The following is an 18,097-nucleotide window of genomic DNA, read 5'->3' on the forward strand; positions in this document are numbered from 1 at the left end:
GTGTTGGTAGAATAGGCAGTTGAAAATTTTGCAGAAACTTTAATACTACGAATAACCAAAACAGCGGTCAGTCCAATTTTTCATTGACCTAATCCGCTGTTGCACTTTAATTTTCGACTAGTATATTCAACAACATTTCCACGCCTTGATTTTTTGTTTCTTTTTTATCAAGAAAAAAGAAAGAGCCCCTCGGCGGCCAGCCGAGGCAAGCCTGTGAAGCAGGTAAATACTTCAGCTATAGCCACTATGCTATCCGGCCTAGGAGATGATGGAAGGAGAAATGAATAAAGTTTCCCGCAGCAACTTTCAAAAAAACACAATTCAAGGCATCGCACACTCTGCGATTTTTCATCGCAGCTTGTGATGCCGAAAAAAACTTTATTCCTTTTATCAGACATCAGATCCAAGCCTTGGGTTTTTGTTTCTTTTGGGCTAAGCCAAAAGAAAAAGCCCTTCGGCGGCCCACCGAGACAAGCTTCTACAAAGGTGAATAACAATTAACTAATTTATCAAATCACTTAACCACCATCTCCGCTAACGCCGTACTATCTCCATTAAAAGCATTAAAATCAACAACATGACCAATACCGTTGATTTTAGCCTTATCAGAATGTTGCCAGAATTTCCAGCGGCTCTTATCTAAACGAAGTTTAGGCTGATAATAATGTGCAATCCAAAGCGGATATTCATCGAACTTTTCGATAAGATAATCTTCATAAAACTTTAGTCCGGTATAAATAACTGGCCTGACTTTCGTTTTCATTTCTACATAATTGAGGAAATCAGACAACTCAGCCCTCATTTTTAATGGAGAAACCCCATCTAATGTCTCAATATCAACTACCGGAGGTAAATCGCCTTTTTCTATTTTAACCACCTGAAGAAAGAATTTTGCCTGGGTTTTACCATCACGTTTCGGACGAAAAAAATGATAAGCTCCACAAAGCACACCTGCTTTTGGTGCCTCACGCCAGTTTCTTTGGAAATATGGGTCGACAAGCAAAATGCCTTCTGTAGCTTTAATAAAAGCGAAGCTTACATTCACTTCGTCTTCTTTCATTGCCTTAACCTTTGCCCAATCTATTTTGCCTTGATAATAAGAAACATCAATACCGTGAATGGTATATTTCTTCGGTATTTTAATATTGAAACTTTTATAAGTGCGGTAATTTGGGTCTTCGCCAATATCGGTTATCCACCGCCAGCTTGAAACAAAAGCACTAACCACATAACCATAATAAAAAGGCGACAATAGAATTAACAACAAGCCCGCAATAGCCACTTTCCAGGCTGTTGGAAATGGTTTTGACTTCTTCTTCCGACTTGCAGGTTTTCGTGTAGTTGGTTTTCTGGTTATAGGTATTTTTTTCTCTGGCGGCATATGGTGCCGTAAAGTTGAGGAAAAATGAGAAATTAAAAAAATCAACCAATAGACATCTTTATTTTAAAATCTAGCTAATATTTAGCCACGGAAACACGAAAACCACGGAATTTCAAATTTGTTGTTAGCACAACAATAATTCAGAATGACGGAGAGTGGCGATGTAATGTGAGCGATAAAATTTACCATATAAGGCGTTTAGTAACATTTAATAAAAGATTTGTGCTTCGACAGGCTCAGCATGACATCCCATTAAAACCGTTCATAATTACTTGTAATTTATATTTCGAAAATATCTCCGCTAGGATTGAGATGACACACGATGCATTTACAGAGAAATTTTTCAAATGTCCTTAAATACCTTATATGATAAAACCTTCTTTAATAAAACAAAGAAATTGCTACAGCACTTTTTAAAATCTCTCATCATTTATCACATCCCATTTCACTACTTTTGCAATCGAAACCAGACCAATGCTCAAACTCATATTAAATACCTATAAAACCTCATTTAGCGGCTTAAGTAAAGAAACCTGGCTGTTAAGCATTGTGATGATGTTTAACAGGTGCGGAAGCATGGCCGTTCCTTTTATGGGTTTATATGTTACGCAGAGCTTGCATCGTTCAGAAATTGATGCAGGTTTAATTATTACATTATTCGGCGTTGGTTCTATTTTAGGCTCTGCAACTGGTGGCAAACTGACTGATATTATAGGTTTCAGACCCGTACAGATACTTTCCTCCATTATTGGTGGCTTACTGTTCATCTTATTTTCTACAATAACCCACTTTTCTACACTTTGCGTTTTAGCGGTTGTAATCAGCTTCTTTTCAGAGGCTTTTCGTCCGGCGAATTTTACAGCAGTTGCACATTATGCTAAAGAAGGTACCATAACGCGTTCATATTCTTTAAATCGCCTTGCGGTAAACATAGGCTGGTCTGCAGGGATAAGCATGGCCGGGATAATTGCCTCCATAAATTATAAATTACTATTTATTGTAGAAGGAGGCGTGAGCATTTTGGTTGGTTTAGCTATCTTATTTCTGCTTCCTCAGGTTAAGGATTTCATAAAAAAAGCAAAGGAGAACCGCAGCAGTATGGTTATTTTAAAACCCTGGCAAGATAAATTTTATGTTCAGTTTATATTGTTAACCACACTTTTTATAACCTGTGCCTTTTTAATGTTTAGGGTTGTTCCGGTATTTTTTAAAGAGCAATGGCACATTGACGAATTTGCTATCGGAATTATAATCGGTTTAAATGGCGCTATAATTGCCCTTTTTGAAATGATAATGATTAATAAAATTGAGCATAAACGTTCGCCGATTTTCTTTATCATCATAGGCTCCGTATTTTTTGCGGTTTCTTATTTGATTCTCAGCGCACCCATAAGTTTCCACGTATTTTCGGCTGTGCTAACCATTGTAACCTTTACCATTGGCGAAATGTTTGTATTGCCCTTTATCAATACCGTTGTAATTAGCAGAAGTAACGAGCATAACAGAGGTTTATATGCTGCCGGATATACGCTGAGCTGGAGTTGTGCCCAGGTTGTAGGCCCTATGGCAGGCTTTTTTATTGCAAAGCAACTAAGTTATAACTGGCTTTGGTTTGGTTTGGCGTGTATTCTTTTAATTTGTGCCTATGGCTTTAGCTTGCTGGATAAAAAACAGGAAAAAGCCGTTTTGAGTGCAGATTAGTTTTCCGTTTCCGACCGAATAGCCAAAAACGGAAAAAAGAATTATTTTACCTTTTGAGCTTTTACGCCCTCATTAGTAATTTTAACCGGAAGGATATTTCCAGCTTCATCAAACTTCATTTCATCAATACAGGTAACACGATGGTTTCCATCTGTTTCTGTTAACGGACGGCGGTGATAAACAATATGGTAAGAATTCTTTTTCTCATTAATAATTACCGAATGATGTCCTGCTCCTCTTGCAATCGCAGCATCTTGTTCTAAAATTTTGCCAACTCTTTTAAATGGGCCAAAAGGCGAATCGCTTACCGCATAAGCCACACTGTAATCAGGACCAGTCCAGCCGCCTTCGCTCCACATAAAATAATATTTTCCGTTTCTAATAAACATATAAGGACCTTCAACATACTTATCTGGCGTTATTTCTTTAAAAATTTTCCCATCATCAAAGGGCAAAAAGCCTGTAAAATCCTTATTTAATTTAGCAATGTTGCAATGCTTCCATCCGCCATAAATCAAGTAATACTGACCATCTTTATCTTTAAATACAAATTGATCAATAGGTTGCGCACCGTTGTAAAATTTATCAACCAAGGGCTTGCCCAAATGGTCTTTGTATGGCCCTTCGGGTTTATCTGCAACCGCAACACCAATTCCGCCAACTTCGTTATCGCTTTGAATATCGTTAGCTCCAAAAAACAAATAATATTTTTTCCCTTTTTCTACTATTGCCGGCGCCCACATGGCTTTATTTGCCCATTTTATTGCAGCGGTATCCAAAACTTTAGGGTACTTTTTCCAGCTTACTAAATCTGCAGAAGAAAATGCATCTATAAAAACCTGCTCTTTATATTTTGCAGAATATGTAGGATATACCCAATATTTATTGTTAAAAATCGCTGCCTCAGGGTCTGCATACCAACCTTCAAAAATCGGGTTTCCCGATTGCTTAATCGATTTAGTAATTTGAGCATAAGAAAAGCTCGCTGCTAAAAGTAAAAGAGATGAGAATATGTATTTCATGCCCACAATTTAAAAAAAATTACCTTCTAAAAAAACTGTGACTGTGATGAATTTCTTTAATGATTTGAAAAGCAGTTTCAGAAGTGCTTCGGTTGGGTTTGGTCCCGCCCCCATTTCAAATCTTTGCCGATAGAAAAAATCGGCAAAGGATTTTACATTCAGGTCGGGTTTAGGTGGCTTGGTTTGTTATGCTATTAAAGTTTTCAACCACCCACAATGTCATTAAATCAATAAATTCGTTGTCAGTCTGAGCTTGTCGAAGACCTTTCTTGCGGTCTAAAAAAAACTTAGCAGTGGAGTTTTACCTCAAAGTTTAGAAATTCTCCACCTGCCCCTCCAAAGGGGGATAGCTTGATGAATAGGCATAATCTATATTTCCGCTTTCAGGGAGCTATTGTTTCGAAGTCTAAAAAAAATCCCCGTCTATTAAAAAATAAACAGGGATTTATTGTTTCCCGAGCTCGCTCAGAACGACAAATGAATTACTTACTCAATTCAGCAAAATATTTATGGAACAATGGTAAAGTTTCAATGCCCTTATAATAATTGTAAATATCGTATTTTTCATTCGGCGAGTGTAATGCATCACTATCCAAGCCAAAGCCAAATAACACCGATTTAATACCCAAAACATCTTCAAACAAGGCTACAATAGGAATAGAACCGCCACCGCGAGTTGGAATAGCCGTTTTACCGAAACTATCTTCAATTGCTTTTTCAGCAGCACGATAAGCTACACTATCTGTTGGCGTAACTACCGGTTTGCCGCCATGGTGAGGCGTAACTTTAACGGTTACATTTTTTGGCGCAATGCTTTCGAAGTGTTTAGCAAAGATATCAGAAATCTCTTCAGAACTTTGATTAGGAACCAAACGCATAGAAATTTTCGCATTTGCTTTGCTTGGCAATACGGTTTTAGCGCCTTCGCCAATATAGCCACTCCAAATTCCGTTTACTTCTAAAGTTGGGCGTGTACCTGTACGCTCTAAAGTTGAGTAACCTTTCTCTCCCCAAACTTCTTCAATATTTAGGTCTTTCTTATATTCTTCTTCATCATAAGGTGCAGAATTTAAAGCCTTTTTCTCCTCATCAGTCAGTTCAATTACTTTATCATAAAAAGCAGGAATGGTAATGTAGTTATTTTCATCGTGTAACGAAGCAATCATTTTACATAGAATAGTAGCCGGATTTGCTACCGCACCACCATAAACCCCAGAGTGTAGATCGCGGTTAGGGCCAACAACTTCTACCTCCATGTAAGCTAAACCACGTAAACCAGTTTCAATTGATGGATGTTCCATGCTAATCATAGAAGTATCAGAAATTAGAACAACATCAGCTTTTAAACGTTCGGCATTTGCTTTAACAAAAATACCAAGGTTTGCAGAACCAACCTCTTCCTCGCCCTCAATCATAAACTTAACGTTACAAGCCAAAGTGTTGGTTTGCATCATAAGTTCGAAAGCTTTAACATGCATGTAAAATTGTCCTTTATCATCACAAGCGCCGCGGGCATAAATTTTACCATCACGAACAGTTGGTTCAAAAGGTGGCGTATGCCATAATTCTAGTGGATCTGCAGGTTGAACATCATAGTGACCATACACCAATACTGTTGGTAAAGAGGCATCGATTAATTTTTCGCCATAAACTATCGGATAACCTGCAGTTTCACAAATCTCTACATTATCTGCACCGGCATCTCTTAATTTTTGAGCCACATAATCGGCTGTTTTCAAAACATCAGCTTTGTATTTTGGGTCGGCACTTACCGATGGAAAACGTAATAATTCAAACAATTCGTCGAGGAAACGTTGCTTGTTTGCCTCTACATAATTTTTAATTTCTTGCATAACAAAATGAATTTCGACAAATATAGGATTTATGCGACATAACTGACAGTAGAAGCATTTAAATCAAAAAATTGACAATTATCAATAAGTTTGTAGTTTTATAATTACAATATTTTATAATCTTTGATTGATTAATTTATATTTGCACTCAATTATTTCCGCCAAAGATTTTTGAAAATTGTAACAACTTTATTGAAACAAAATCACCGGTAAGGAAAACCATTTAAATATTTAATGCTCCAAAAAACGCTCAATGATTACCCCTATGGTTAAATTCTATCTATTTTTCGCTATCATTCTCATTTCAAAAACCGAATCATCACAAATAACCTATCAATCAGGTAGTTACGGTAAGCAAAAACAAAAAGAATACACCATAATTAGCGGCAATTTGCTCAGCAAATTTACTAAAAACGGTTTCAATTGGTTGCTTTTACAAAATAAGGGAAAGGTTTACACTGTGAATGTTGTAGACACAACTTCATACAAAAATTATGAACACAAAACATGGATTGTGCTTAATAATTGCTTCGCTATTGAAACGCAAAAGTCAAATATGAAATACTAATAGAATATTTCTTAGTTTTTTGGTAGATTGCGACCTAATAAAATTTCATTAAAATCTCTACACAGAAACCTTATCAATGAAACTAGGCGCAATTATAACTTATGCTTTGCTTCTATTTTCTTTTTTTTCGCCGGTTTTTGTTTCTGCCCAAATAAATAACGGCGTTAGCTGCCCTGAAGCCGCCCAATACTACGCTAAAGACAGTATTAACATCGTAACTTTTGGAGCGAGCACGGTAGAAGGCGTAAAGGGCTTGAGTTTTCAACCTTTGTTAGAGAGCAACTTTGCAAAATGTTACGCAGGCAAAGTGATAAACATCACCAACCAAGGTATTGGTGGCCAAACAACACGACAAGGTTTACTGCGAATTGATAATGCCATAGCAAATAGAACAGGTTTTATTGTTTTAAATATGGGTATTAATGATGCCTTAGCCATGGCAAGAGGAATTGGTAGTGTTGCCGAAACTACCGACCACATGCGCTTGCTTATATCAACCAGCCTAAAGCAAAAACTTATACCAATATTGTGTACGCTCCAATTTGTAGATGACCGTACAAATAGGGAACTAATTGCGGTAAACACCACCATTAGAAACATTAATGCAGCTTACAGAAAGCTTGCTATAGAATACAAAATATATTTAGCAGACGTAAATGCAGCCATGAGAAGGGATTTTTCACTTTATCAGGATCCATTTCACCCGAATGCCCGAGGCTACCGCTTGGTTAGTTACGTAATATTTGATGCCATAAATAAGGCTATCTTTGAAAGATTTTTAAAGTTTATAGTCACACAAAACTATCCAAATCCGGCATCAACTCAAACCTTTATAGATATTGTGATGCCAGAATCTGATAAGATAAATGTACAGATTTACGATATGATGGGCAGGTTAATTAAAACCGTAGTTAATGAATACCTTAATACCGGCAAACACACTTTAGAAATTAATACAACACCCTTTACTGCAGGTATTTATTTCTTTAAAATCTCATCAGATTCTGGACAATACAACGCTGTCAAAAAATTTATTGTAGTAAGATAAAATAAAATTTGTTGCTATAATCTTAAAATAATTTACGAATTATAGCGTCATTATACCTTTTATTTCGGCAGTCTGCTTGTAAACAAAAATTACTTCATCTGCATTTTGCACTTCTTTGTTTACTGTGATAGATAAGTATTTACCGGTTTTAGAAGGCTGCTCAATAAATTCATCATTCGGAAAAATTTTGCGTAAATCTTCTAATTTTTCTAAGCCTCCAGTTATGATAAATTTGAAACAATAAATACCAGGGAATTGCTGTACGCTTTCTAGCTTCTCTTTCAGGTTAGCATAAACATCAACATTCGTTCCATCGGGGATATCTGTAAATTCTATATTCTTTTTAAAGTTGTTATCTTCCATATAATGTACATATCAAATTCTATTCCCAAACAGCTTGCATGCAATTTTGGCATATCGCTATAAACCGTACATAGTTGTATAGGCTTGTGTTAATTAAACCTTTGGCGAAGCGGATACCGCCCTGAGATTAAGGCTTGAAGGGCCTGCCTGCGGCGGGCAGGTATGAGCATAGCAAAGGACTAACATTGTTTGATACACAGGTTCTGCTTTTCAAAAGATTTTGAAGGCTTTTTCTCAACATTTTATTTAATGCGCATATGATTTGTTATTTTTGGAGCTTGTAAAAACAGGAGCCAATTTGGATTATTTAGAAGGATTAAACCCACAGCAAAGAGCAGCAGTTGAGAATACGAAAGGACCAGTAATGATTGTTGCGGGTGCAGGTTCGGGAAAAACGAGAGTAATAACTTATCGCGTTGCGCACCTTATACAAAGCGGAACAGATGCATTTAATATTTTAGTTTTAACCTTTACCAACAAAGCCAGTAAAGATATGCGTGAGCGTATTAGCAAAGTGGTTGGTGCGGAGGCTAAAAACATCTGGATGGGAACATTTCACTCGGTATTTGCAAAAATTTTAAGAGTTGAAGCAGAAAAAATCGGTTATCCAAGTAATTTTACCATTTACGATACAGACGATAGCAAAAGTGTAATTCGCAGTATTTTGAAAGAAATGCAACTCGATGATAAGCTTTATGCAGCTAATTTTGTTTTTAACAGGATTTCTTCAGCAAAAAATAATTTAATTTCTCCTGCCGAATATAATTCAAACGAACAGATACAAGCAGAAGATAATCAGAATAAAAGACCATTAATCGGACAGATTTACGAAACCTATGCTAAACGTTGTTTTAGAGCTGGGGCAATGGATTTTGATGATTTGCTGTTCAAAACCAATATTTTATTAAAAGAACATCCTGATGTTTTAAATAAATACCAACAGAAATTTAAGTATTTAATGGTTGATGAGTATCAGGATACTAACTTTTCTCAATACACGATTGTTAAAAAACTTGCCGCAGCTTACCAAAATATTTGTGTGGTGGGCGATGATGCTCAAAGTATTTACGCTTTCCGTGGCGCAAACATTCAGAATATTTTAAATTTTGAACGCGATTACCCGGATTTAAAAGTATATAAGTTAGAACAGAACTATCGTTCTACTCAAAACATTGTTGATGCAGCCAGCAGCATAATTGCTAACAATAAAAATCAGCTTGAAAAAAATGTTTTCTCAGAAAATCCTCAGGGAGATAGAATTAAAGTTGCAAGGGCATTTACAGATAACGAAGAAGGTAAGTTGGTTGCCGAATCTATTGTGCAGGAACGTAGTTTGAAAGGTTATGATTACCACGATTTTGCGATTTTATATCGTACAAATGCTCAAAGTAGGGCGATGGAGGAATCTTTAAGAAAACTAAATGTTCCTTACAAAATTTACGGCGGCTTGTCTTTCTATCAACGTAAAGAGATAAAGGATTTAATTGCCTACTTCAGGTTAACTTTTAATCCGAACGATGAAGAAGCTGTTAAAAGGGTTATTAACTATCCAAAACGTGGTATTGGAGATACATCTATTGATAAGATTATAGTAGCCGCAGACCAACATGATAAAACCATGTGGGATGTAATTTCGAATGCACACATGTATGTAGATGGCCGTTTAGGCAACCAGCTTAACGATTTCTCGATGATGATACAAAGCTTTGCTGCCGAAGCAAAAAAACTTGATGCATACGAAACTGCTTTATTTATTGCGCAACACGCTGGTATTTTAAAGGAACTTTACAATGATGACAGTGTTGAAGGCAGAAGCAGATATGAAAACATTCAGGAATTATTAAATGGTATAAAAGAGTTTGCCGAGCGAGAAGATATTGAGGAAAAAGGCCTTGATATTTTCATGCAAGATGTTGCGCTTTTAACCAACGATGATAAAGACGGCGATAAAAATAAGGATACCGTTTCTTTAATGACCATACACTCTGCCAAAGGTTTGGAATTTAAAAATGTGTTTATCGTTGGTTTGGAAGAAAACCTTTTCCCTTCTCAAATGTCGGTTAATTCGCGTTCTGATTTAGAAGAAGAGCGCAGGTTATTTTATGTTGCAATAACCCGAGCTGAGGTAAAATTAACAATCACTTATGCAACATCCCGTTATCGTTGGGGCACACTTACAAATTGCGAACCGAGCCGTTTTATAAATGAAATCAATCCCAAATATTTGGAATTAGATGTTAAACCTGCAGCAAAAAGTGCTTTCTTAGATGGTAATTTCGATGATGAACGTAAAAGCTGGACATCGCAACCAAGAGATTTCTTCAGTAAGCCGAAGCCTGCAAGCGCAACAACATCTGCCCCACCAGTACGCCCAAAAACAACATCATTACTCGCGAAGGCACACGTGCCAACACCTGGCTTCACACCTTCGCAGCCAAACGAGTTTCAAAATGGCATGGAAGTAGAACACGAGAAGTTTGGTTTTGGTAAAATTATTAGTCTGGAAGGCACTTTGCCTGATGTAAAAGCAACAGTATTCTTTCAAGGATTAGGCAATAAGCAATTATTATTAAAATTCGCAAAGCTGATGATTAAGAAATAGTTGGTAGTAGCTACAGATTTACAATTCTATGTAAGCACGATGATTTTCTTCGTGCTTTTTTTGTCATACCCTATTAAGATTTTACAAAACCACATCCAACCTCACCCTAACAATGTTTCTGCTGTACCAATGCAACTGTGCAATCCCTCTCCTTGAAGAGAGGGAAGTAAAGGTGGTGGGTTAAGCACAGCTCCATAAAACCCTCTCTTCAAGGATAGGGCGGTTACAAAATTAGCTAAATCACAAAATTAGCTAAACCACGTACTTTCACAGGGTGAGGTAAATAGTATTATAACCTCACCCTAACCACGTTTCTGCCGTACCAATGCAACTCTGCAATCCCTCTCCTTGAAGAGAGGGAAATGAAGTTGGTGTGTTTAGCAAAGTTCCATAAAACCCTCTCTTCAAGGAGAGGGCGGTTACAAAATTAGCCAAACCACATACTTTCAAAGGGTGAGGTAAATAGTATTTTAACCTCACCCTAACAACGTTTCTGCTGTACCAATGCAACTGTGCAATCCCTCTCCTTGAAGAGAGGGAAATGAAGTTGGTGTGTTTAGCACAGTTCCATAAAACCCTCTCTTCAAGGAGGGGGCGGTTACAAAATTAGCTAAATCACAAAATTAGCTAAACCACGTACTTTCACAGGGTGAAGTAAATAGTATTTTAACCTCACCCTAACCACGTTTCTACCGTACTAATGCAACTCTGCAATCACTCTCCTTGAAGAGAGGGAAATGAAGATAGTGGGTTAAGCACAGTTCCATAAAACCCTCTCTTCAAGGAGAGGGCGGTTACAAAATTAGCCAAACCACCTACTTACATAGGGTGAGGTTTTTTTCTTCAGAACACCGAGTACACTAAAATTATTAAATCCTATTTCCATGTCTTCTATGTTTCTGTGGCTAATCTTTTTTGGCTTTATCATCATAAAAGTACTATTCCTTATATTAAAACACCTCTTCTTTCTCTGCGTAAAACTTTGCAAACTCAGCGGTTAAACAATCAGTTTCCGTTTGAAAAACAATGAAATTATCCTTAATATTGATATCCGCTTCCCCGGATTCGAACCATGCAACTTACCAAGTTAGAGATTAAAGGTTTTAAAAGCTTTGGCGATAAAGTAACCATCAACTTTAATGAGGGTGTTACGGCTATTGTTGGTCCGAATGGTTGCGGAAAATCTAATGTTATCGATGCCATGCGTTGGGTTTTGGGCGAGCAAAGTACACGAGCGCTCCGTTCTGAAAAAATGGAAAACATCATTTTTAACGGAACAAAAAACCGCAAGCAGGCACAACTCGCCGAAGTTTCTTTGAGCTTTGATAACACCAAAAATATTTTACCAACAGCTTATTCATCAGTTACCATTACGCGAAAATTATATCGAAATGGCGATAGTGAATATCGCTTAAATGATGTTCAATGCAGATTAAAAGATATAACAGATTTATTTTTGGATACTGGTATCGGTGCCGACAGTTATTCTATAATCGAGCTTAAAATGGTTGATGAAATTATCTCTAACAAAGAAAATTCACGCCGATCTTTATTCGAAGAAGCCTCAGGAATATCAAAATATAAACTTCGTAAAAGGCAAACTTTTAATAAATTAAAAGATACTGAAGCTGATTTAGAACGTGTAGAAGATTTGCTTTTTGAGATTGAAAAAAACCTTAAAACACTCGAAAATCAAGCTAAAAAGGCTGAGCGATACTACAAATTTAAAGAGCAATATAGAGATTTGAGTGTGCAACTTGCCTCGCACCGCATTTCTTTTTTTCGTACAGATTTAATTGCTTTGGAAACTCAGGAACAAAATGAGCAGGTAAATCGAACAGCCTTAAGTTCACAAATAGATTTAGGTGAGGCTAACCTGCAAAAGCTTAAACTAGAGAGTATCAATCAGGAAAAAAATTTGTCGGTGCAACAAAAAGCTACAAACGAAGTAGTTTCTAAAATTCGTGCATACGAGAGCGAAAAGAAAGTTAAAAACGAACAAATGCGTTTTTTGCAAGAGAAAGAAACCCGCTTAGCGACTGAACTTGATAAAGATAAAAATCAACTTAACCACATTAAGTACAATATTAAGCGACTTAACGAAGAAGTTTTAACGGAAACCGAAGTTTTTAATAAAGTTGAAGCAGATTTAAAAACATTAAAAACTTCGCTTGATACACTAAGAGAACAGCAGCAAACCGAGAAAAACCGAACAGATAATCTCGTGAAATCAGTTAATGAATTGCAAAGCCAGGTTTATGCTTCGCAAAAAGAAATCGATATTTTAAATATTCAAAAAGATGCTTTGGTACAAGAAACCAACAGAAATGTTGATGATACTGAAACCAAAAGCATGGAACTAAAGGCATTTGATCATGCCCTGGCAGAACTTAATATACAGGTTAGAGAAAAGCAGACAACAATTAAAAATCTCACCGAAGCAGAAGAAATTTTAAAAGAAAAACTAAGCATTGCCGAACTAAATTTAAACAGCAACAAAGAAAAGCTAAATGCCGAAAACCGCAAAAAAGATGCTAAGCAAAACGAATATAACCTTACCAAATCGCTTGTAGATAGCTTAGAAGGCTTTCCGGAATCCATTCGTTTTCTAAAAAAGAATAGTTCATTTTCTAAAAATGCTTTGCTCCTATCTGATATTTTATTTTGTGATGAAGATTATCGCATTGCAATTGAAAACTATTTAGAGCCGGTGATGAACCATTATGTAGTTGAACAATATGAAGATGCTGTTCAGGCCATTAATTTACTAACGGATGCAAGCAGAGGCCGGGCAAACTTTTTTGTACTGGAAAATATTCCTGATAAAAATGCTACTATTGCAAATCACGAAGGTTTAATTTCTGCATTGGAAGTTATTGAGGTTGATAAGAAATATAAAAACCTGGGCAACCTCCTGCTTCAAAATGTGTACATCGCAATAGCTGAACAAGAAAATATATTCAAGCAAAATGCTAAGGAAGGCATTACAATTTTAGCCAAAAACGGAAAATACGCTCAAACCAAATTCACCTTATCGGGTGGTTCAGTAGGTTTATTTGAAGGTAAAAGAATCGGAAGGGCCAAAAATCTGGAGAATTTAGCGAAAGAAATTAAATCATCAGAAACGCTGATCAACCAGTATAATGACACCATATCCACCGAAACAGAAAATATTTTCAATTTAAAAGACGCATCAAAAGTTAACCAACTTACTGTTTTACAGCAAGAAATGAACCGGCTAAATAATGAGCATATTTCTCTTCAAACCCGTAGAGACCAATACCAGGAGTTTATTACAACGAGCGAAAACCGGAAAACAGATATTGCTCAAAAGATTGTTTCTATTGAAAAGTTGCTCTCAGAGAAATTACCCGCTTTGATAGTATTGCAGAAAAAACAGCAAGACGCACATCTAAACTTACAGGAACAACAGCTCAACTATCAGGAAACTGCAGATGCAGTTAACGAAACTACAACCAAATTCAATCAGGATAATATCCGCTTTCATCAGCAACAAAATAAACTTTCTGGTTTAGAAAAGGATTTAGATTACCGATTTGTGCAAGAAGAAGCACTAAATAAGCGTATTGCGCAAAACGATAAAGAACTTCAAGCAACATTAGCAGAGATTACCAATACTTTGCAGCATACAGATTTGAGTGATGATAAGCTTTTAGATATGTATCAGCAACGCGAAGAAATGGAAAAAGGCTTGGCTGAAGCTGAGAAAGACTATTTTGACAGCAAGGGCAACATAAACGAGCTCGAAACCAGTTTAACCACATTGAGAAAAAACCGTGAAGAAACAGATTTCATACTAACGGAAATAAAGGATAAGAAAAATACACTAAAAATTGATTTAAACTCACTTAAGGAGCGTTTGGCTGTTGAATTTAATATTGATATTAACGATTTATTGGAAACAGAGACCGAGGTAACGGAAAGTGAATTCGAACTTCGCCAAAAGGTAGATAAAATGAAACGCCAGCTTGATGAGTTTGGCGCCATAAATTCAATGGCTATGGAAGCCTATAAAGAAATGGATGAGCGTTATACTTTTATCCAAAACCAGAAAAAAGACCTTAACGCAGCCAAAAGCGACCTTTTGCAAACCATTAAAGAAATTGATGATACTGCAAAAGAAAAATTTATGCAGGCTTTTACGCAAGCACGTGAACATTTTATTGTTGTGTTTCGCTCCTTATTTAATGATGAAGATAGCTGCGATTTAATTTTATCGGACACATCAAACCCGCTTGAAGCAGATATCGATATCATCGCTCGTCCGAAAGGCAAGCGCCCGCTATCAATTAATCAATTATCCGGAGGAGAAAAAACCCTTACTGCAACTGCGCTTTTGTTTTCCCTTTACCTGCTTAAACCTGCCCCATTCTGTATTTTTGATGAGGTAGATGCTCCATTGGATGATACCAACATTGATAAATTTAACAACATTATCCGTAAGTTTTCTGACCAGTCGCAGTTTATAATTGTATCGCACAACAAAAGAACTATTGCCAGCACCGATATTATTTATGGCGTTACCATGGTAGAACAAGGTGTTTCGAGAGTAGTTGCGGTAGATTTGCGGGAAGTTGCAGCTTAAAAGAATCGAAAGTTGAAAGTGAAAAGTTGAAAGCTCATATTTACTATAATGCACTTAGATTTTTAAAATTAGAAAAGCAAAGCAATCCTCTATGGCCGAATCCAGTCCTGCTGTACATTTTAGTCCCGATGAAGAATCGGGAGCTGCCATTCCCATCAGGTTTATAAACGCAATACAGTATAAAACACAATGTTTTCCTATCAATATCCCAATAATTAATATCTTTAGCTTTTAATAATCGTAAAAATGAAATTCCTTTACTTAATTCCATTAGCAATTACGCTAAGCTGTTGCTCATCCGTAAAAAATCAGGGTTCAACAGATTCATCTAAACTAGATACGCAACTACTAAAAGATGTTGAAACGCTTTCATCTGATGCATATCAAGGCAGAAAAACAGGGACAAAAGGTGCAGAAATGGCTAGAGCATACATCGTAGAACGATTTCAAAAACTTGGTTTAAAATCTTATCCACAAAATATAAATTATGCTCAGGAATTTTCTTTCAACTCAAGAGGCGGCACAAAAGTAAATGGCACAAACGTAATTGGATATATTCAGGGTAAAACTTCCAATGTAATTGTAGTTTCTGGACACTATGATCATCTGGGTGTGGTTAAAGATCAGGTTTTTAATGGTGCTGATGATAATGCATCGGGCACAGCTGGCTTATTAAAAATTGCAGCTTATTTTGCAAAACATAAACCAACTAACACCATTATATTTGCAGCCTTTGATGCAGAAGAAATGGGTTTACAAGGCGCTAAAGCATTTGTTGCTAATCCACCAGTACCAATTGAAACCATAGTGGTAAATTTAAATATGGATATGATTAGTCATAGCGATAAAGGAGAATTATATGTTGCCGGAACCTTTAAGTACCCATCTTTAAAAAAGCATGTAGATACCAATAGAAAGGATATCAAAGTAAGCTTAGGTCACGATGACCCAAAACTTGGCCATGATGATTGGACAAACCAAAGCGACCAGGGTGCATTTAATGCTAAAAATATTCCTTTCCTTTATTTTGGTGTAGAAGATCATAAAGATTACCACAAAGCAACTGATGAGTATCAAACCATTACAAAGCAATTCTTTAGCAATGCTGCAAATGTTGTTTTAGATGTTGCTAAAAGCATAGATAATCAATCGGGCTTACAACAGTTATTAAAAGATAAAATGATAATGATGGATAATCCGCGGAAGCAGGAAAAGTTCTAATCCATATAAAACAAATTAACACCTGCCCCAACGAGGCAGGTTTTTTTATGCCCTAAAAAAGGCTAATAGCTAATTAAAACGCTAAAAATCAATAAATTAAAAAAAACTATAAAAATAGTTTGTAAACTACATAAATAGTTGTAAATTAGATTAAGCAAACTACAAAAATAGTTAAGATGTTAAAAGAACTTACAAAAGCAGAAGAGCAAATCATGTTAATCCTTTGGGAAATGGGTGAAGCACTCGTAAAAGACGTTATTGAAAAGATGGACGAACCGAAGCCAGCTTACAATACGGTATCTACGGTTATCAGAGTTTTAGAGGGCAAAGGTTTTGTGGATCATAAGGCTATCGGAAACACACACATATACTTCCCTATTGTAGCTGAAGCTGATTATAAACGTTTTGCCCTGAATAAAGTAATGAACAATTACTTCGAAAACTCTTACGAGAGTTTAGTTTCTTTTTTAGTAAAAGATAAAAAAATGAATTCCGATGAACTTGACGAAATTATTAAACTAGCCGAAAAGCTTAAAAAAACCTAATTATGAGTTGGATATATTATTTACTCGAAGCAAATCTGTACTTATCCGTTTTTTACGTTTTTTACAGATTAGTATTGCATAAAGAAACTTTCTATGCAGCCAATCGATTCTATCTTTTAATCTCTTCAGTTTTAGCATTTACATTGCCTTTTTTACAGATTGGATTTCTTTTAAAGCCTGCGCTTCAATACCAACAAATTGCTTACAACCAAGTTGAAGAATCTCCCATTTTAACTTTAGAAAATGGCCTCTTACTTATCTATGGAATCGGAGCGGCATGCTTGCTATTAAGGCTTTTGGTAGGTTTTAAACACATTATAGCTATGCTGGCAAAAGCCGATGTAAAACTAGAAAACGGGCTTAAAGTTATAGAATTATCCAACACGAAAACTGCCTTCTCGTTTTTTAACTTACTTTTTATCGACCCATCCTTACCTCAAAAAAACATTGTAGTAAAGCATGAAATGGTTCATATTAATCAAAAACATAGCATTGATGTGCTCCTATTAGAATTCGTGCAAATTATAAGTTGGTTTAATCCTTTAATCTATCTTCTAAAGAAAGACATAAAGCTTTTACACGAATATCTGGCAGATGAAGCCACGACAAAAAACGAGATAGCAAAGTATGAATATGCAATGTTTTTAATCCAGAATACCTACGATAGCCAGAATTTATCGCTTACGAATCAAATATTTAATTCATCAATTTTAAAACAAAGAATCACTATGTTAAATCAAAAGAAATCGGCTAAATGGGCAAGGCTAAGATTGCTTGTTGCCATGCCACTTGTTGGTGCGATGTTATGCACATCAACAATGGCCTTTACAAAAGATTATGGAATTTTAGACTTGTATCCAAAAAGCAATTTGGGCAATTTTAGTCCAAAGCAAACAACGCCTAAAAAAGCAAAGGCTAAAGAAATTGTAATAGAAGAGCCAACGAGACAGGTTCCGCCGCCGCCACCGATTGAAAAGCCCAGGAATAAGAAGCTGTATGGCAAGAAAAATGGTCAAAATCCGCCACCTCCGCCAAAAGCTCCTGCTACGAAATCGTTGGACATAAAGATAGCACCACCGCCACCACCGGTAGAACCAAAAGCACCGAAAGCTGCTAAAGGTGAAGTTTTGGAAATAAGGTTAGCGCCACCGCCACCAATCGAGCCAAAGCCGGCAAAAAAAGGTTAG

12 protein-coding genes are annotated in these 18,097 nt (G+C 36.3%); 8 read left to right on the plus strand and 4 right to left on the minus strand.

What is annotated here, in order from left to right; genetic code table 11:
- Positions 1–514 precede the first annotated feature (514 nt).
- Positions 515–1,381 (minus strand): glycoside hydrolase family 25 protein, encoded by an 867-nt coding sequence (locus LUA86_RS17405; RefSeq protein ID WP_231465160.1) that lies wholly within the window; start codon positions 1,379–1,381, stop codon positions 515–517.
- Between the two features lie 474 nt (positions 1,382–1,855).
- On the opposite strand from LUA86_RS17405, the gene LUA86_RS17410 reads away from it, so the two are divergent.
- Entirely contained in the window at positions 1,856–3,082 is a 1,227-nt protein-coding gene (locus LUA86_RS17410; RefSeq protein ID WP_231465162.1) for an MFS transporter, read from the plus strand.
- 41 nt (positions 3,083–3,123) lie between these two features.
- On the opposite strand, the gene LUA86_RS17415 is transcribed toward LUA86_RS17410, so the two are convergent.
- Both LUA86_RS17415 and LUA86_RS17420 read right to left on the minus strand, forming a co-directional pair.
- Entirely contained in the window at positions 3,124–4,104 is a 981-nt protein-coding gene (locus LUA86_RS17415; RefSeq protein ID WP_231465164.1) for a glycoside hydrolase family 43 protein, read from the minus strand.
- Between the two features lie 482 nt (positions 4,105–4,586).
- On the minus strand, positions 4,587–5,957 hold the full coding sequence (locus LUA86_RS17420; RefSeq protein ID WP_231465166.1) for a dipeptidase: 1,371 nt from the start codon (positions 5,955–5,957) through the stop codon (positions 4,587–4,589).
- A gap of 253 nt (positions 5,958–6,210) precedes the next feature.
- Between LUA86_RS17420 and LUA86_RS17425 the strand changes: the two genes are divergently transcribed.
- Together LUA86_RS17425 and LUA86_RS17430 are read left to right on the plus strand one after the other, a co-directional pair.
- Complete coding sequence (locus LUA86_RS17425) at positions 6,211–6,525, plus strand: hypothetical protein (RefSeq protein WP_231465168.1); 315 nt, start codon at positions 6,211–6,213, stop codon at positions 6,523–6,525.
- A 76-nt stretch (positions 6,526–6,601) separates the two neighbouring features.
- Positions 6,602–7,573, plus strand: coding sequence for an SGNH/GDSL hydrolase family protein (locus LUA86_RS17430; protein WP_231465170.1), 972 nt, complete (start codon positions 6,602–6,604; stop codon positions 7,571–7,573).
- A gap of 39 nt (positions 7,574–7,612) precedes the next feature.
- Here LUA86_RS17430 and LUA86_RS17435 read toward each other — a convergent pair whose 3' ends face one another.
- The gene (locus LUA86_RS17435; RefSeq protein ID WP_231465172.1) at positions 7,613–7,936 is read right to left on the minus strand and encodes a DUF493 family protein; all 324 of its coding nucleotides are present in this window, start codon (positions 7,934–7,936) and stop codon (positions 7,613–7,615) included.
- A 298-nt stretch (positions 7,937–8,234) separates the two neighbouring features.
- On the opposite strand from LUA86_RS17435, the gene LUA86_RS17440 reads away from it, so the two are divergent.
- From LUA86_RS17440 to LUA86_RS17460, 5 genes are all read left to right on the plus strand, one after another.
- Complete coding sequence (locus LUA86_RS17440; RefSeq protein WP_231465174.1) at positions 8,235–10,538, plus strand: ATP-dependent helicase; 2,304 nt, start codon at positions 8,235–8,237, stop codon at positions 10,536–10,538.
- Positions 10,539–11,610: 1,072 nt separating this feature from the next.
- Positions 11,611–15,144 (plus strand): chromosome segregation protein SMC, encoded by a 3,534-nt coding sequence (gene smc, locus LUA86_RS17445; protein ID WP_231465176.1) that lies wholly within the window; start codon positions 11,611–11,613, stop codon positions 15,142–15,144.
- Between the two features lie 246 nt (positions 15,145–15,390).
- Positions 15,391–16,365 carry a M28 family peptidase gene (locus tag LUA86_RS17450; protein WP_231465178.1) on the plus strand — a complete coding sequence of 325 codons (975 nt, stop codon included), beginning with the start codon at positions 15,391–15,393 and terminating at the stop codon, positions 16,363–16,365.
- Positions 16,366–16,541: 176 nt separating this feature from the next.
- Positions 16,542–16,910 carry a BlaI/MecI/CopY family transcriptional regulator gene (locus tag LUA86_RS17455; RefSeq protein ID WP_231465180.1) on the plus strand — a complete coding sequence of 123 codons (369 nt, stop codon included), beginning with the start codon at positions 16,542–16,544 and terminating at the stop codon, positions 16,908–16,910.
- A gap of 2 nt (positions 16,911–16,912) precedes the next feature.
- On the plus strand, positions 16,913–18,097 hold the full coding sequence (locus LUA86_RS17460; protein ID WP_231465182.1) for a M56 family metallopeptidase: 1,185 nt from the start codon (positions 16,913–16,915) through the stop codon (positions 18,095–18,097).

Source organism: Pedobacter sp. Leaf132 (genome assembly GCF_920984695.1).
Classification (GTDB): domain Bacteria; phylum Bacteroidota; class Bacteroidia; order Sphingobacteriales; family Sphingobacteriaceae; genus Pedobacter.

Excerpts from the sequence above, each read along its gene's own strand:
- LUA86_RS17405 (WP_231465160.1), bottom strand. The coding sequence starts at position 1,381 with ATGCCGCCAGAGAAAAAAATACCTATAACCAGAAAACCAACTACACGA.
- LUA86_RS17410 (WP_231465162.1), top strand. The coding sequence starts at position 1,856 with ATGCTCAAACTCATATTAAATACCTATAAAACCTCATTTAGCGGCTTA.
- LUA86_RS17415 (WP_231465164.1), bottom strand. The coding sequence starts at position 4,104 with ATGAAATACATATTCTCATCTCTTTTACTTTTAGCAGCGAGCTTTTCT.
- LUA86_RS17420 (WP_231465166.1), bottom strand. The coding sequence starts at position 5,957 with ATGCAAGAAATTAAAAATTATGTAGAGGCAAACAAGCAACGTTTCCTC.
- LUA86_RS17425 (WP_231465168.1), top strand. The coding sequence starts at position 6,211 with ATGATTACCCCTATGGTTAAATTCTATCTATTTTTCGCTATCATTCTC.
- LUA86_RS17430 (WP_231465170.1), top strand. The coding sequence starts at position 6,602 with ATGAAACTAGGCGCAATTATAACTTATGCTTTGCTTCTATTTTCTTTT.
- LUA86_RS17435 (WP_231465172.1), bottom strand. The coding sequence starts at position 7,936 with ATGGAAGATAACAACTTTAAAAAGAATATAGAATTTACAGATATCCCC.
- smc (WP_231465176.1), top strand. The coding sequence starts at position 11,611 with ATGCAACTTACCAAGTTAGAGATTAAAGGTTTTAAAAGCTTTGGCGAT.
- LUA86_RS17450 (WP_231465178.1), top strand. The coding sequence starts at position 15,391 with ATGAAATTCCTTTACTTAATTCCATTAGCAATTACGCTAAGCTGTTGC.
- LUA86_RS17455 (WP_231465180.1), top strand. The coding sequence starts at position 16,542 with ATGTTAAAAGAACTTACAAAAGCAGAAGAGCAAATCATGTTAATCCTT.
- LUA86_RS17460 (WP_231465182.1), top strand. The coding sequence starts at position 16,913 with ATGAGTTGGATATATTATTTACTCGAAGCAAATCTGTACTTATCCGTT.